This window comes from Streptomyces sp. NPDC030799 (genome assembly GCF_055572255.1).
In genome coordinates, this window is sequence record NZ_JBVIDS010000006.1 from 320,153 (window position 1) to 334,264 (window position 14,112).

Annotated in this window: 12 protein-coding genes; 4 read left to right on the top strand and 8 right to left on the bottom strand. The window is 68.8% G+C overall.

The annotated features are described in order from the left end of the window. Positions 1-140: 140 nt before the first annotated feature. From ACZ41I_RS17620 to ACZ41I_RS17630, 3 genes are all read right to left on the bottom strand, one after another. A complete protein-coding gene (locus ACZ41I_RS17620; RefSeq protein ID WP_363216004.1) occupies positions 141-557 on the bottom strand; it encodes a DUF6113 family protein in 417 nt (138 codons plus the stop codon). After that, on the bottom strand, positions 554-1,414 hold the full coding sequence (mshB, locus tag ACZ41I_RS17625) for an N-acetyl-1-D-myo-inositol-2-amino-2-deoxy-alpha-D-glucopyranoside deacetylase (protein WP_399764247.1): 861 nt from the start codon (positions 1,412-1,414) through the stop codon (positions 554-556). The genes ACZ41I_RS17620 and mshB overlap by 4 nt, the downstream gene beginning before the upstream one ends. A gap of 86 nt (positions 1,415-1,500) precedes the next feature. Further along, positions 1,501-1,695, bottom strand: coding sequence for a hypothetical protein (locus ACZ41I_RS17630; protein WP_030649813.1), 195 nt, complete (start codon positions 1,693-1,695; stop codon positions 1,501-1,503). Positions 1,696-1,859: 164 nt separating this feature from the next. Here ACZ41I_RS17630 and ACZ41I_RS17635 point away from each other — a divergent pair, with 164 nt between their 5' ends. After that, positions 1,860-3,998 (top strand): S9 family peptidase, encoded by a 2,139-nt coding sequence (locus ACZ41I_RS17635; RefSeq protein WP_468514515.1) that lies wholly within the window; start codon positions 1,860-1,862, stop codon positions 3,996-3,998. A 115-nt stretch (positions 3,999-4,113) separates the two neighbouring features. On the opposite strand, the gene ACZ41I_RS17640 is transcribed toward ACZ41I_RS17635, so the two are convergent. The 5 genes from ACZ41I_RS17640 to ACZ41I_RS17660 are packed head-to-tail and all read right to left on the bottom strand — an operon-like array spanning position 4,114 to position 9,670. Further along, positions 4,114-5,178 carry an ABC transporter ATP-binding protein gene (locus ACZ41I_RS17640; protein WP_363216001.1) on the bottom strand — a complete coding sequence of 355 codons (1,065 nt, stop codon included), beginning with the start codon at positions 5,176-5,178 and terminating at the stop codon, positions 4,114-4,116. Then, positions 5,162-6,145, bottom strand: a complete 984-nt coding sequence (locus ACZ41I_RS17645) for an ABC transporter ATP-binding protein (RefSeq protein ID WP_363216000.1) — start codon at positions 6,143-6,145, stop codon at positions 5,162-5,164. The genes ACZ41I_RS17640 and ACZ41I_RS17645 overlap by 17 nt, the downstream gene beginning before the upstream one ends. A 6-nt stretch (positions 6,146-6,151) precedes the next feature. Continuing rightward, the gene (locus tag ACZ41I_RS17650) at positions 6,152-7,132 is read right to left on the bottom strand and encodes an ABC transporter permease (RefSeq protein WP_363215999.1); all 981 of its coding nucleotides are present in this window, start codon (positions 7,130-7,132) and stop codon (positions 6,152-6,154) included. Next, the gene (locus ACZ41I_RS17655) at positions 7,125-8,045 is read right to left on the bottom strand and encodes an ABC transporter permease (RefSeq protein WP_363215998.1); all 921 of its coding nucleotides are present in this window, start codon (positions 8,043-8,045) and stop codon (positions 7,125-7,127) included. Before ACZ41I_RS17655 ends, ACZ41I_RS17650 begins: the two co-directional genes overlap by 8 nt. A 5-nt stretch (positions 8,046-8,050) precedes the next feature. Beyond that, positions 8,051-9,670 (bottom strand): peptide ABC transporter substrate-binding protein, encoded by a 1,620-nt coding sequence (locus ACZ41I_RS17660; RefSeq protein ID WP_468514516.1) that lies wholly within the window; start codon positions 9,668-9,670, stop codon positions 8,051-8,053. 488 nt (positions 9,671-10,158) lie between these two features. On the opposite strand from ACZ41I_RS17660, the gene ACZ41I_RS17665 reads away from it, so the two are divergent. The 3 genes from ACZ41I_RS17665 (at position 10,159) to ACZ41I_RS17675 (ending at position 14,106) form a co-directional block, all read left to right on the top strand. Then, positions 10,159-11,187, top strand: a complete 1,029-nt coding sequence (locus ACZ41I_RS17665; RefSeq protein WP_399764231.1) for an ABC transporter permease — start codon at positions 10,159-10,161, stop codon at positions 11,185-11,187. Positions 11,188-11,261: 74 nt separating this feature from the next. Next, a complete protein-coding gene (locus ACZ41I_RS17670) occupies positions 11,262-13,043 on the top strand; it encodes an ABC transporter substrate-binding protein (RefSeq protein ID WP_399764228.1) in 1,782 nt (593 codons plus the stop codon). An 82-nt stretch (positions 13,044-13,125) separates the two neighbouring features. Further along, positions 13,126-14,106 carry an ABC transporter permease gene (locus tag ACZ41I_RS17675; protein WP_399764226.1) on the top strand — a complete coding sequence of 327 codons (981 nt, stop codon included), beginning with the start codon at positions 13,126-13,128 and terminating at the stop codon, positions 14,104-14,106. The last annotated feature ends 6 nt before the right edge of the window (positions 14,107-14,112 follow it).

The following is a 14,112-nucleotide window of genomic DNA, read 5'->3' on the forward strand; positions in this document are numbered from 1 at the left end:
TCCCCCCGCTCGAACGAAGCCGGGAGCGGGGGAGGCTCGGCGGCGCGCACCACCATACTGGCCACTTCTGGCGCGTATCCCATGACCGCTGAGGAAACCCACACCGGACTCGCACGTGCACCGCACGGCGAAGTGGTACGTCACTTGCCAAGTCGGGCGGCACCGCCGCGAGGTTGCCGCCCGGCGCCAACGGTGGCGCAGATCACAGCGAGGGCCATGCCGCCGAGCAGGAAGAGATAGGACCCGCCACCCGCGCTGAACAGGAAGTCGCCTTCGGGGCGCGCGGTGGTGAGCAGGATGACGGCGACGATCCAGCCCACCACCGGTGCGACCGCGCCGCCCCGGCCGCCGGTTGCGTACGCCCCGCCGAGGAACAGCCCGGCCGCGCCCGCGAGGGCGAGCAACAGCCCGCCGGGGAACCAGGCGGCCTGGAGGAGGGTGCCGGCGAAACCGGTGACGGCGCCGAGGAGGCAGAGGCCGACATAGGCGGCGGCCCGTCCGGCGGAGGGCGGCCGCAGCGGCTGGGCGAGCAGCGGGCCCTGTCCCGGGTTGCTCATGACGTCTCCTCCAGGTCGAGTCCGGCGAACAGGTCGGTCTCCCCGGGCTGTGCCGTGCCGTGCACCAGCTCGTAGTACTCGGTCGTGAACAGCGGCTGGGCCAGTTCGTTGGAGAGCGCGAAGCAGGGCTCGGCCACCTCGATCTGGGTGGCGTGGGCGCGCATCGCGGCGGCCTTGGCGGCGGCGTGGGCGGTGCCGTCGACGGCGGTGGTGATCCGCTCGTCGTCGACCACGCCGGGTACGTCGTCCAGGGACGCGCTCTTGTCGAACGGCAGTGCGGACAGCTCGTCCTGGAGGCGGGCGAAGGCGGCCTCGGCGACGGAGCGCGGGACGCGGTTCCAGTAGACCTTGGCGATCCGGTGGCCGCGGTCGGCCGCGAGGTCGACTGCGCGCATGGCGACGCGGTGGGCCTGGATGTGGTCGGGGTGGCCGTACCCGCCGTTGTCGTCGTAGGTGACGAGGACCTGGGGACGGACCTCCAGGATCACCTCGGCGAGGTGTCCGGCGGCCTGGTCCACATCGGCCTGCCAGAAGCATCCGGGGTCTTCGTTGTCGGGAATGCCCATCATGCCGGAGTCCCCGTACCGCCCCGCCCCGCCGAGCAGCCTGGCGTCCGTCACCCCCAGCTCGCGCACGGCGGCGGACAGCTCCCCGCGCCGGTGCGCGCCCAGCGCCGGGCCGGTCAGATGCCGCAGCTCCGGCGGGATGACCTCACCCCGCTCCCCGAGGGTGCAGGTGACCAGGGTCACATGGGCACCCTCGGCCGCGTACCTGGCCATGGTCGCGCCATTGTTGATCGACTCGTCGTCCGGGTGCGCGTGCACCAGCAGCAGACGCCGGGCTGGCAGTTCCGTCATGGGACCACCCTATGAGGCGGCTGCCCTGTGGGGTGCTGCGGCACCAGGACGGCCGTCCCCCGGTTGCCCGACCTGGCGGGGACGCGTCAGAACTTGATGCTGCCGATCATGCTGGCGACGTTCGTCGTCAGCTCGCTGATCGTGGGGGCGACGGTGGAGGAGGCGAGATAGAAGCCGAGCAGGATGCAGACGACCGCGTGGCCGCCCTTCAGCCCTGACTTCTTGATCAACAGGAAGACGATGATCGCCAGCAGCACCACCGCCGAAATCGAGAGTGCCACGGCGGCTCACCTCCAAAGATCGCGAGATCTAGATCAGTTGAGCAAATCCATGCAGACGCCAGCAGGTTCATACCCACACAGCGGTAGTGATCATAACTATCCGTGCTCGCGCATCGCTCGGCGCACAGCCGCACAAGGGGGCGCATGGCCAATATGGTCAGGGTATGACGACCGAGCCTGACTCCTTCCCCCGTCGGTACGCCCGGACCCAGCGGTTCACGCTCGGCGCGCCGCGCGCGTTCACCGTGGCGCCCGACGGTTCACGTGTCGCGTTCCTGCGCTCCGGCTCCGGCACCGACCGGGCCAACTCCCTCTGGGTCATGGATCTTCCGGGTGGAGAGGAACGCCTGGCGGCCGATCCGGGCCCCCTTCTCGGCGGCGCCTCCGAAGAACTCTCGGCCGAGGAGCGGGCGCGTCGGGAGCGCAGCCGGGAGGGAGGTGCGGGCATCGTCGGCTACGCCACCGACACGGCCGTCGAGTTGGCGGCTTTCGCCTTGTCAGGGCGGCTTTTCACGGCCGAGCTGCGGGCCGGCACGACACGTGAACTCCGGGTCCCCGGACCGGTGATCGACCCGCGTCCCGCCCCCGACGGCAGGCACATCGCCTATGTGGCGCAGGGTGCGCTGCGGGTCGTGCGCGCCGAGGGCGAGGGCGACCGGGCGCTCGCCGAGCCGGAGCCCACCAACGGGCCGGGGCAGGTCACCTACGGGCTCGCGGAGTTCGTCGCGGCCGAGGAGATGGGGCGGGCGCGGGGATTCTGGTGGGCGCCGGACGGGCGCCGGCTGCTCGTGGCGCGGGTGGACGACACGCCGGTACGGCGGTGGTGGATCGCGGATCCGGCCCATCCGGAGCGTGAGCCACACCACGTCGCGTACCCGGCCGCCGGCACTCCGAACGCCGATGTGCGGCTGTTCGTGCTCGGACTCGAAGGCGAGCGCACGGAGGTGGCGTGGGACCGGGCCCGCTACCCGTATCTGGCCCGTGTGCACTGGTCAGCGGCGGGTGCGCCGCTGCTGCTGGTGCAGGCTCGGGACCAGCGCAGCCAGCTGTTCCTGGCGGTGGACCCGGACACCGGGGCGACGCGCATGGTGCACGCGGATGAAGATCCAAGTTGGCTTGAATTGTTCGCCGGAGTGCCCTGCTGGAGCCCCTCCGGGCAGCTTGTCCGGATCGCGGACGAGGGCGGCGCACGGGTGCTGACGGTCGGCGAACGCCCCTTGACCAGCGGCCAGTTGCACCTGCGGGCGGTGCTGGACGTAGGCTCCGACGACGTGCTGGTTTCCGCCTCGGCGGGCACGGAGGCAGAGGCGCCCGAGATCGGCGAAGTCCATGTGTACCGGGTGAACGAGCTGGGCGTGGAGCGCGTGTCCCAGGAGCCCGGCGTGCACTCGGCCGTCCGGGCCGGGGGCGTGACGGTGCTCGTGTCGGCGACGCTGGACAGGCCGGGCGCCCGTGTCCAGGTACTGCGTGACGGAAAACCGGCGGCGACTGTCCGGTCGTACGCCGAAGACCCCGGTTTGTCCCCGCGGGTGACCCTGACCCAGGGGGGCGCACGCCGAATTCCGTGCGCCGTGCTTATGCCACGGGACTACCACGGCGACACGCCCCTGCCCGTCCTGATGGACCCCTACGGCGGCCCGCACGGCCAGCGCGTGGTCGCCGCGCACAACGCCCACCTCACCTCGCAGTGGTTCGCCGACCAGGGTTTCGCGGTGATCGTGGCCGACGGGCGGGGCACTCCGGGGCACTCGCCGGCCTGGGAGAAGGCGGTCCGGGACGAGCTGGCGTCCGTCGTGCTCCAGGACCAGGTGGACGCGCTGCACGCACTCGCCGGGGACTTCCCGCTGGACCTGGACCGGGTGGCGATCCGCGGCTGGTCCTTCGGCGGCTATCTGGCGGCGCTGGCGGTGCTGCGCCGCCCGGACGTCTTCCACGCGGCCGTCGTCGGCGCCCCGGTCACCGATCTGCGCCTGTACGACACCCACTACCAGGAGCGCTACCTCGGCCACCCGGACGAGCAGCCGGAGGTCTACCGCCGCAACTCGGTGATCGACGACGCGGGCCTGGTCGACCCCGCCGGGCCGCACCGCCCGATGATGGTCATCCATGGGCTGGCGGACGACAACGTGGTCGTCGCCCACTCCCTGCGGCTGTCCTCCGCCCTGCTCGCCGCGGGCCGCCCGCACGAGGTCCTGCCGCTGTCCGGGGTGACGCACATGACCCCGCAGGAGACCGTCGGGGAGAACCTGCTGCGGCTGCAGCTGGACTTTCTGCGGCGTGCGCTGCCCCACCCGGGAAAATGACCGCCAACTGCGTTAACACGCAGGCAACTTCACCGAAGCCGTCCCGATATACGGACGCGGGAGGCTGATCGCGTACGGCCGTGCGGGTGCCGTGAACGGGCCGGGGTGCGCCATGTCACCCCGGCCCGTTGCCGTGCTCGCCGCCCTCCGCCGGGACGACCTGCCGCTCCTCCGCGAAGTGGCAGGCCGAGGCGTGGGCCGCCGGGCCGGACGTGCCGCGGAAGGCGGCCGGTACCGCGAGGGCCGGTACCTCGCGGGCACAGCGTTCCTGCGCCTTCCAGCAGCGGGTGCGGAAACGGCAGCCGGAGGGGATGTTCGTCGGGGACGGCACATCCCCGGTGAGGATGATCCGCTCACGGTGTTCGCGGGCCTCGGGGTCCGGGACCGGGACCGCGGAGAGCAGCGCCTGGGTGTAGGGGTGCGTGGGGTGGTCGTAGATCTCGGCGTTGCTGCCGATCTCCACGATCCGCCCGAGGTACATCACACCCACCCGGTCGGAGATGTGCCGGACGACGGACAGGTCGTGCGCGATGAAGACATAGGAGAGGTCGAACTCCGACTGGAGGCGGTCCAGGAGGTTGATCACCTGGGCCTGGACCGACACGTCGAGGGCGGACACCGGCTCGTCGGCGACGATCACCTCCGGACGCAGCGCCAACCCCCGTGCGATGCCGATGCGCTGGCGCTGGCCGCCGGAGAACTGATGCGGGTAGCGGTTGACGTACTCGGGGTTGAGGCCGACCACGTCCAGCAGCTCCTGGACCCGGCGGCGACGGTCGCCCCTGGGCGCGGCCTCGGGGTGGATGTCGTACGGCTCCCCGACGATGTCTCCGACCGTCATCCGGGGGTTGAGGGAGGTGTACGGGTCCTGGAAGACCATCTGGATGTTGCGGCGGACCGCCTTGAGGGCCTTGCCGGACAGCCGGGTGATGTCCTCGCCCTTGAACCTGATGGAGCCGGCCGTGGGGCGTTCGAGATTGCAGAGCAACTTCGCGACGGTCGACTTGCCGCAGCCCGACTCCCCGACCAGGCCGAGGGTCTCCCCCTTGCCGAGGGTGAAGTCGACGCCGTCGACGGCCTTCACCGCGCCGATCTGCTTCCTGAACAGGATGCCCCGGGTGAGCGGGTAGTGCTTGACCAGTCCGGTCACCTCGAGGATCGGCTCAGTGGGCGCGGTCATGCAGGCACTCCCTCCAGAAGTGGCAGGCGCTGCCGCGTACGCCGGAGACCTCGTACAGCGGAGGTTCGTCGGTGCGGCAGACGTCCCGCGCCATCGGGCAGCGCGGGTGGAAGGAGCAGCCGGGCGGGATGTTCATCAGGTTCGGCGGCAGGCCCTTGATGGCGTACAGCTCCTGTCCCTTCTGGTCCAGGCGGGGGACGGAGTCCAGCAGGCCGCGGGTGTAGGGGTGGGCGGGCGCCTTGTAGATGCCGTGCACCGGCGCCGACTCGACGACCTTCCCGGCGTACATCACGGCGATCCGGTCGGCGACGTCGGCCACGACTCCCAGGTCATGGGTGATGAGGATGAGCCCCATGCGGTACTCGCGCTGCAGCTCGGCGAGCAGGTCCATGACCTGGGCCTGCACGGTGACGTCCAGGGCGGTGGTGGGCTCGTCCGCGATGATGAGCGCCGGTTCCAGGGCCAGCGCCATGGCGATCATGATGCGCTGGCGCATGCCGCCGGAGAACTGGTGGGGATAGTCCCGCACCCGCTGGGCGGCGGCCGGGATGCGCACCCGCTCCATCAGCTCGACGGCCTTGCCGCGCGCGTCCTTCTTCGACATCCCCCGGTGCACGACGAACATCTCGCCGAGCTGGTCCCCCACGGACAGGACCGGGTTGAGGGCCGACAGGGCGTCCTGGAAGATCATTGCCATTCCGGCGCCCCGGATCCTGCGCCGTTCCTCTTCCTTCAGCTTCAGCAGGTCCCGCCCCTGGAACAGGATCTCACCCCCGGTGATCCTGCCCGGCGGCATGTCGAGGATCCCCATGACGGCCTGCGCGGTGACGGACTTGCCCGACCCGGACTCCCCGAGCACGGCCAGCGTCTCCCCCGCGCCGACCTCGTAACTCACCCCGTTGACGGCATGCGCCACCCCGTCCCGCGTCCGGAACTCCACGTACAGATCCCGCACTTCGAGCAGCACGCGCCCTCACCTCAGCTTCGGATCGAGGGCGTCGCGGATGGCGTCGCCGAGCATGATGAAGGCCAGGACCGTGATGGCCAGGGCGGCCGAGGGCCACAGGAGGGCGTGGGGGGCGTTGCGGATGTACGGGGAGGCGTTGGAGATGTCGATGCCCCAGGAGACGCTGGGCGGTTTGAGGCCGACGCCCAGGTAGGACAGGGTCGCCTCCAGGGCGACGTAGGTGCCGAGGGCGATGGTCGCGACGACGATCACGGGGGCCACGGCGTTCGGGGCGATGTGGCGCAGCAGGATGCGGGAGTCGGAGGCGCCGAGCGCGCGGGCGGCCTGGACGTAGTCGTTCTGCTTGGCGGTGATGACCGAGCCGCGCGCGATGCGGCCGATCTGCGGCCAGCCCAGCAGGACCATGAAGCCGATCACCGGCCAGACCGTGTTGCTGGTCACCACCGAGAGGAGGACGAGACCGCCCAGGACCACCGGGATCGCGAAGAAGATGTCGGTGATCCGGGACAGGACCGCGTCCCAGACGCCGCCGAAGTATCCGGCGAGGGCGCCCAGTACCGCCCCGACGACGGCCACCCCGAGGGTCGCCAGCACGCCGACCGTGACGGACGTACGGGCGCCGTACACCGTGCGCGTGTAGACGTTGCAGCCCTGGCCGTCGTAGCCGAAGGGAGCGCCCGGTCCCGGGCCGTCCTGGGCCCTGGAGAGGTCGCACTTCAGGGGGCTCCCGGAGGCGATCGCCGAGGGCCACAGGGAGATGAGGACCAGGAAGACGATGACCAGGGCGGAGATCAGGAACACCGGGTTGCGGCGCAGGTCCCGCCAGGCGTCGGACCACAGGGAGCGGGGTCTGCCGGACGGCCCGGTGCCTTCCGGACCCCCGGGCGTCCGTTCCAGCGTGGCCGCCTCGCTCGCGCCCAGGTCCATCGCCCCGCCCATGCCGGTCCCGGCGATCGCGCCCTCGGGCTCGTACGGCTGCTCAGGCATAGCGGATCCTCGGGTCGAGTACGGCGTACAGGAGGTCGACGAGGAGGTTGGCCACCAGGAAGACCAGGACGAGGACCGTCACGAAACCGACCACCGTCTGGGTGTTCTGGCGCAGGATGCCCTGGTAGAGCTGGAAGCCGACGCCATGGATGTTGAAGATCCGCTCGGTGGCGATCGCGCCGCCCATCAGCGCGCCGATGTCGGCCCCGATGAAGGTGACCACGGGGATCAGGGAATTGCGCAGCAGGTGCCGGACGATCACCCGGCGCCGGGGCAGCCCCTTGGCGATCGCCGTACGGACGTAGTCGGACCGCTTGTTCTCCGCGATGGCGGTGCGGGTCAACCGGGTGACGTAGGCGAGGGAGACGGAGGCGAGGACCAGGCCGGGCAGGATCAGCTCGTCGTAACCGCCGTAGCGGACGGACGGGCTGGTCCACTGCCATCTGATGCCGAGCAGCAGCTGGAGCAGCAGACCGGTGACGAAGGTGGGGACGGAGATCACCACCAGGGTGGCCAGGAGCACCCCGGTGTCGACGGGCCGGCCGCGCCGCATGCCCGTCAGCACGCCCAGCGTCACGCCCACGACGACCTCGAAGAGGATCGCGACGATCGTGAGCCGGATGGTGACGGGGAACGCCGCTCCCATCAGCTCGGTGACCTTCTGGCCGTTGAAGGCGGTGCCGAAGTCACCGGTCAGGACGTTGCCCATGTAGGTCGCGTACTGCTGCCACAGCGGCTTGTCCAAGCCGAACTCCCGCTTCAGCTGGGCGGCCGTCGCCGGGTCGCAGGTCCGCTCCCCGCACAGTCCGGCGATGGGGTCGCCCATCACGTTCACCATCAGGAAGATCAGCAGTGTCGACCCGATGAACACCGGGACCATCTGGAGCAGCCGCCTCGCGACATAGCGCCCCACGGGAATCAGCCGACCTTGATCTCGTTGTAGACCGGCACGCTGAAGGGATTGAGGGCCACATGGGAGAGCCGGGAGGTGTAGCCGGCGCTGCCGTTCTGGTACCAGAGCGGGATGGCCGCCATGTTGTCGCGGACGACCTCCTCGGCCTGCTGGAAGAGCCGGACGGCCGCGGCCCGGTCGGTCTCGGCGTTGGCGCGGTCGACGAGCCGGTCGAAGCGCTTGTCGGACCACTTGCCGTCATTGGAGGAGGCGCCCGTGTAGTACAGCGGCTGCAGGAAGTTCTGGATCAACGGGTAGTCCATCTGCCAGCCGGCCCGGAAGGGGCCGGTCATCTTCTGGTGGGTGGTCTGGTTGCGGTAGTCGGCGAAGGTGCCGATCGGGTTGCCGACGCAGGCCCTGTCGTTGCCGAGGGCGTTGTTGATGGAGTTGCACACGGCGTCCACCCACTGCCGGTGCGAGCCGGTGTCCGCGTTGTAGGTGATCGTCAGCCGGCCGCCGGGGATCCCGCCGCCCTCCTGGATGAGCTTCCTGGCCTGCGCGGGGTCGTAGTCGCAGGCGTGGCCGCACAGTCCGGGCTTGTAGCCGCCGGCTGCGCCGAGGACCGGGGAGGTCCAGTCGGTGGCCGGGGTGCGGGTGTTCCGGAAGATGGTCTCGGTGATCTGCTTGCGGTTGATCGCCATGGACAGGCCCGTGCGGACCTTCCGTGCCCCGGCGGTGTTCCACTTCGGGTCGTAGTAGGGGAAGGCCAGGGTCTGCAGGATGCCGGCCGGGGTGTTGATGTAGCGGCCGTTCAGGTCGGTCCGGACGTTCTTGAGCTGGCCGGCCGGCACGTCATCGACGAGGTCGAGGTTGCCGGCGAGAACGTCGGTGTAGGCGGTGCCGCTGTCGGTGTACACCAGCAGGGTGACGCCGACGTTCCGGGCCGGGTCGGGGCCGGGGTAGGCGTCCCACCTCTTCAGGTTCATCGCGGAGCCCTTGGTGTACGACTCGACCTGATAGGGCCCGTTGCCGACCGGCTTGCTCACCCAGGCCGCGTGGTCGGTGAAGAAGGCGCGCGGGAGCGGGGCGTAGGCCGCGTAGCCGAGGGTGTCGGGGAAGCTGGAGAACCTCTGGCCGAGGGTGACGGTGAACGTCCTGGGGCCGGTGACCCTGAGCCCGGACAGGGTGTCGGCGGTCTGCGCACCGCTGTCGGGGTGGACCTTGTCGTAGCCCTCGATGTAGCCGAAGAAGTACGCGTTCTTCTGGTTGTTCCTGAGGCTCGCCCCGTAGTTCCAGGCGTCCACGAAGGAGCGGGCGGTGACCGGTTCGCCGTTGCTGAACTTCCAGCCCTTCTTGACGGTGACGGTGAAGTGCCGCGAGTCCGGGGTGTCGATGCGCTCGGCGAGCATGTTCTGGGCCTTGCCGGTCCTCGGGTCGTACTTCTTCAGGCCCCGGAAGATCATGTCGAGGACCTTGCCGCCCTGCACCTCGTTGGTGTTGGCGGGCTCCAGCGGGTTCTGCGGGTCGCTCCAGGAGGAGGTCAGCACGCCGGGACCGCCGAATCCGCCGCCACCCCCGCAGGCGGTGGCCATCAGCCCCGCGGCGATCGCGCAGCCGGCCCACCTGACGCGGGTGACTCCACGCATCCAGTGCCTCCTCCGCGCTCACCGACCCGACACCGGTCACCATCGGATCCAATACCGGTCAATATCGGCGCACGCAGCTCATATCGCATGCCTGTCGCCGGATTGAGGGGCCTTTAGGGGGACACGTCATCCGAATGCAGACAGCCACCTGGGCGAGCGGGGGCGATCTTGCGCGGACCGCGCAACAGATCTCCGCGCAACGTTGCCGAAACGTTGGATTGCGACATGCCGATGTACGCATTTCGACACACCACCGTCCGCATATCGAACTCATCGTCCGATTGGTCCAGTTGGTCCGATGTGAAGCACGGATTGATTACGGCGTGCTACCCGCGTAGCTACGGAATAGCCAAGCCCGAGTAAAGAACGTAAAGACGCAACCAAGGCGACCGAGAATTTATTGACCTTGAATGAATTGCGTTGAAAAAGTCCGGCGTAGCCCGTAGGGGAGCGCCCTGCGGAGCCTTGACCACAGGGCACGGAGCATCATGACCCCCCCAACCCCTTCCTCGGCCGCCCCACTCGAGGTGACCAAAGAAGACAGCGCCACATCGGCGAAGCCCGGCAACCCCAAGGGCACCGAGAGCCGCTCTCCGGGACGGCTGGCCTGGATCCGCTTCAAGCGGGACCGTTCGGGCGTCATATCCGCCTTCGTGGTGATCCTCTTCTTCGTCGTGGGCATCGCCGCGCCGCTCATCGCCAAGCTGTACGGCAAGGACCCGTACACCACGTACGGCATGAACATCCCGGGCCTGTTCAACCAGTTCAACTACCCGGTCAAGCCCAACGGCGGCATCAGCTCCGACTTCTGGTTCGGCATCGAGCCGCAGCTCGGACGGGACGTCTTCACCTTCCTGCTGTACGGCATCCGCAACTCGCTGCTGATCGCGACCGCCGCCGCCCTGCTGACGACCCTGCTCGGCGTCGTCATCGGCATCACCGCCGGCTACCTGGGCGGCAAGACGGACTACTTCGTCGGCCGCGTGATCGACATCCTGCTGGCGTTCCCGCAGACCCTGTTCTTCATCGCCTTCTGGCCGGTGGTCATCGCGATCTTCGTCCCGCCGACGGACAACACCCCGGTCTGGCTGACCGTCACCAGCCTCATCCTCGTGATGACGGCCTTCGGCTGGGCCTCCATCGCGCGTCTGCTGCGCGGCGAGGTACTCGCCCTGCGCGAGCGCGAGTTCGTGGAGGCGGCCAAGGTCACCGGTGCCTCCCCGGCCCGGATCATCTTCAAGGAACTGCTGCCCAACCTGTGGACCCCGATCCTCATCCAGGCAACGCTGCTCCTGCCGACCTACGTCACCACGGAGGCGGCCCTCGCCTTCCTCGGCGTCGGCCTGTCGGACCCCACCCCCGACTGGGGCGTGATGATCCAGAACGGCGCCAAGGTGTACCAGGACGACATCACCTTCATGCTCTTCCCGGGCCTGTCCATGGTGATCTTCGTCGTCGCCTTCAACCTCCTCGGCGACTCGGTCCGCGACGCCCTGGACCCGAAGACCAAGCGCTGAGTTCCGCGCCGGCCGGGCGACGGGGCCCGGCCGGGCGCAAGCACCTCTTTTCCTCCACAACGAACGGGTCAGCCATGTCTCTCTCCCGCAGAAACTTCGTCATCGCCACCTCTGTCGCGGCCGCAGGCTCGACGCTGCTGTCCGCGTGCAGCAGCGGCGGCGGGGGCGGCAACGGCACCCCGACCGACGGCGCCACCTCGTACACCGGCGCCAAGGTCGCCATCGGCACCAAGGCCGACTCGACCGGCCCGGCCCCGGAGATCCCCGGTGCGCAGAAGGGCCACACGATCTACGGCCTGTCGCCGCAGGACTTCTCCCACCTGGACCCGCAGCGCATCTACTACGCGTACAACTCCTCGGCCGCGCTGCTCCTGCACCGCTGCCTGACCGGCTACAAGACCGACGCCCAGGGACACCAGACGCTGGTCGGCGACCTCGCCACCGACACCGGCACGCCCTCCAAGGACTTCAAGACCTGGACCTTCACGCTGAAGGAGGGGCTGAAGTGGGAGGACGGCAGCGAGCTGACCGTCGAGGACGTGCGCCACGGCATCGAGCGCCTGTGGGCCCCGTTCATCACCGAGTCCGCCACCTACGTCCAGCTGGCGCTGACCGGCAAGGGCGCCAAGTGGCGTGACGCCTACGAGGGTCCGTACAAGGGCAAGCACCTCGACTCGATCGTCACCGACAAGGCGAAGCGCACGATCACCTTCCACCTGGCCGAGCCCAAGCCGGACTTCAACTTCACGCTGGGGATGCACTCGTACGCCGCCACCTCGCCCAAGCTGGACACCAAGGAGAAGTACGACAAGCGGCCGGCCGCCTGCGGTCCGTACAAGATCAAGTCCCACACGACCGACAAGTCGATGGTCCTGGTCCGCAACAAGTACTGGGACCCGGCGACCGACTCGATCCGCAACGCCTACCCGGACAGCTTCGAGTTCACCTTCGGCATCCAGATCCTCGACTCCACGGACCGCCTCATCGCGGACCAGGGCAACGACAAGTACGCGGTGTCGATCTACAAGGAAGTCCCGGCCGAGCGCATCCAGAAGGTGCTCACCGACCCGCAGCTGAAGGCCCGCAGCTTCAACGGCCTGCTCACCGGTCTGTACTACTACGCGATCAACACCAAGCGCGTCACCGACCTGAAGGTCCGCCAGGCCCTGAACCACGCCTGGCCGCTGCAGCAGATCCGGCAGATCTACGGCGGCCCCACCGCCGGTGACTTCGCGACCTCGATCATGAGCCCGGACCTCATCGGGTACGAGAAGTACGACCTCTACGGCAAGAACGCCAAGCCGCAGGGCGACCCGGAGAAGTCCAAGGCGCTCCTGAAGGAGGCCGGCAAGCTGGGCATGAAGGTCGTCTACGCCTTCCCGAACGACCCGACCTACATGAAGACCAAGGTCGTCATCGAGAACGCGCTGAAGGCGGCCGGCTTCACGCCGGTCATGAAGCCGATCGACCAGACCACGTACTACGACCAGGTCCAGCAGATCGACAACAGCTACGACGTGATGTGGTTCGGCTGGTCCCCGGACTGGCCGACCGCCTTCACCGTGATCCAGCCGCTGTTCGACGGCGCCGCCATCGGCAACGGCCAGAACAACATCTCGCAGACCAACATCAGCTGGATCAACGAGGGGATCAAGAAGAACGCGGTGATCGCCGACCAGCAGGAGGCGGGCAAGGCCTGGGCCGCGCTGGACAAGCGGATCATGCAGGAGGTCGCGCCGATCATCCCCGAGACCTTCCAGCGTCGTTACTACCTGCACGGCTCGAAGGTCGGCGGCGCCCAGATGGACCCGCAGTTCGCCTCGACCCTGCTGTACAAGACCTTCGTGAAGGCCTGACGTACGACCCCCGGCGGGGCGGCCCCGGTGCCGCCCCGCCCTCTCCACCCCCTACGGCATCCGTCAGGAAAACCCAACTGCCATGCTCCGCTTCCTCATCCGCCGGACCCTCGGCGCCGCTGTGATCCTGTTGATCATCAGCGCCCTGGTGTTCGTCCTGTTCTACGCCGCTCCGCGCGACCCCGCCCGCATCGCGTGCGGCAAGGTCTGCACACCCGAGACCCTGGCCCTGGTGAAGAAGAACCTGGGGATCGACCACTCGCTCCCCGTGCAGTACTGGGACTGGCTCAAGGGCCTGTTCGTGGGGCGTGACTACACCTCGTACGGGCACTGCGACGCGCCGTGCCTCGGCTACTCCTTCCAGAACCGCGAGCCGGTCCTCGCCACCATCGAGGACCGCTTCCCGACCACGGTCTCCCTGGCCCTCGGCAGCTCCGTCGTCTTCCTGCTCTTCGGCGTCGGCACGGGCATGCTGGCCGCGGTGAAGCAGGGCAAGGCCCTGGACAAGATCGCCAGCTCGGCCTCGCTGGTCGCGTCCTCGATGCAGATCTTCGTCGTCGGCGTCTTCGCCACGTACCTCCTCGTGGACCAGTGGAACCTGCTGGACCGGGCCAGCTACACGCCGTTCACCGACAACCCGGGCAAGTGGTTCTCGGGTCTCCTGTTGCCGTGGCTGGTGCTGTCGCTGATCTTCACCGCCAACTACACCCGTATGACGCGCTCCCAGATGGTCGAGTCGCTCAGCGAGGACTACGTCCGCACGGCGCGCGCCAAGGGACTCTCCCGCAAGAAGGTGTTCTTCCGCTTCGCCTGGCGCGGTGCGATGGGCCCCATCATCACCATCTTCGGCCTGGACATGGGCCAGTTGCTCGGTGGTGCGATCATCACCGAGTACACCTTCAGCCTCCAGGGCATCGGTGCCCTCTCGGTGAAGGCGGTCAACACCAACGACCTGCCGGTGCTGCTCGGCGTCATCCTGGTCGCCGCGGCCGCGATCGTCATCTTCAACATCCTCGTCGACGCCGTGTACGCCCTCGTCGACCCGCGCGTGCGCCTCGCCTAAGGAGAG

What these genes read in the sequence shown, in the direction of transcription:
- ACZ41I_RS17660 (WP_468514516.1), bottom strand. Translation starts at nt 9,670, where the DNA reads ATGCGTGGAGTCACCCGCGTCAGGTGGGCCGGCTGCGCGATCGCCGCG.
- ACZ41I_RS17650 (WP_363215999.1), bottom strand. Translation starts at nt 7,132, where the DNA reads ATGCCTGAGCAGCCGTACGAGCCCGAGGGCGCGATCGCCGGGACCGGC.
- ACZ41I_RS17620 (WP_363216004.1), bottom strand. Translation starts at nt 557, where the DNA reads ATGAGCAACCCGGGACAGGGCCCGCTGCTCGCCCAGCCGCTGCGGCCG.
- ACZ41I_RS17675 (WP_399764226.1), top strand. Translation starts at nt 13,126, where the DNA reads ATGCTCCGCTTCCTCATCCGCCGGACCCTCGGCGCCGCTGTGATCCTG.
- ACZ41I_RS17665 (WP_399764231.1), top strand. Translation starts at nt 10,159, where the DNA reads ATGACCCCCCCAACCCCTTCCTCGGCCGCCCCACTCGAGGTGACCAAA.
- ACZ41I_RS17670 (WP_399764228.1), top strand. Translation starts at nt 11,262, where the DNA reads ATGTCTCTCTCCCGCAGAAACTTCGTCATCGCCACCTCTGTCGCGGCC.
- ACZ41I_RS17640 (WP_363216001.1), bottom strand. Translation starts at nt 5,178, where the DNA reads ATGACCGCGCCCACTGAGCCGATCCTCGAGGTGACCGGACTGGTCAAG.
- ACZ41I_RS17635 (WP_468514515.1), top strand. Translation starts at nt 1,860, where the DNA reads ATGACGACCGAGCCTGACTCCTTCCCCCGTCGGTACGCCCGGACCCAG.
- mshB (WP_399764247.1), bottom strand. Translation starts at nt 1,414, where the DNA reads ATGACGGAACTGCCAGCCCGGCGTCTGCTGCTGGTGCACGCGCACCCG.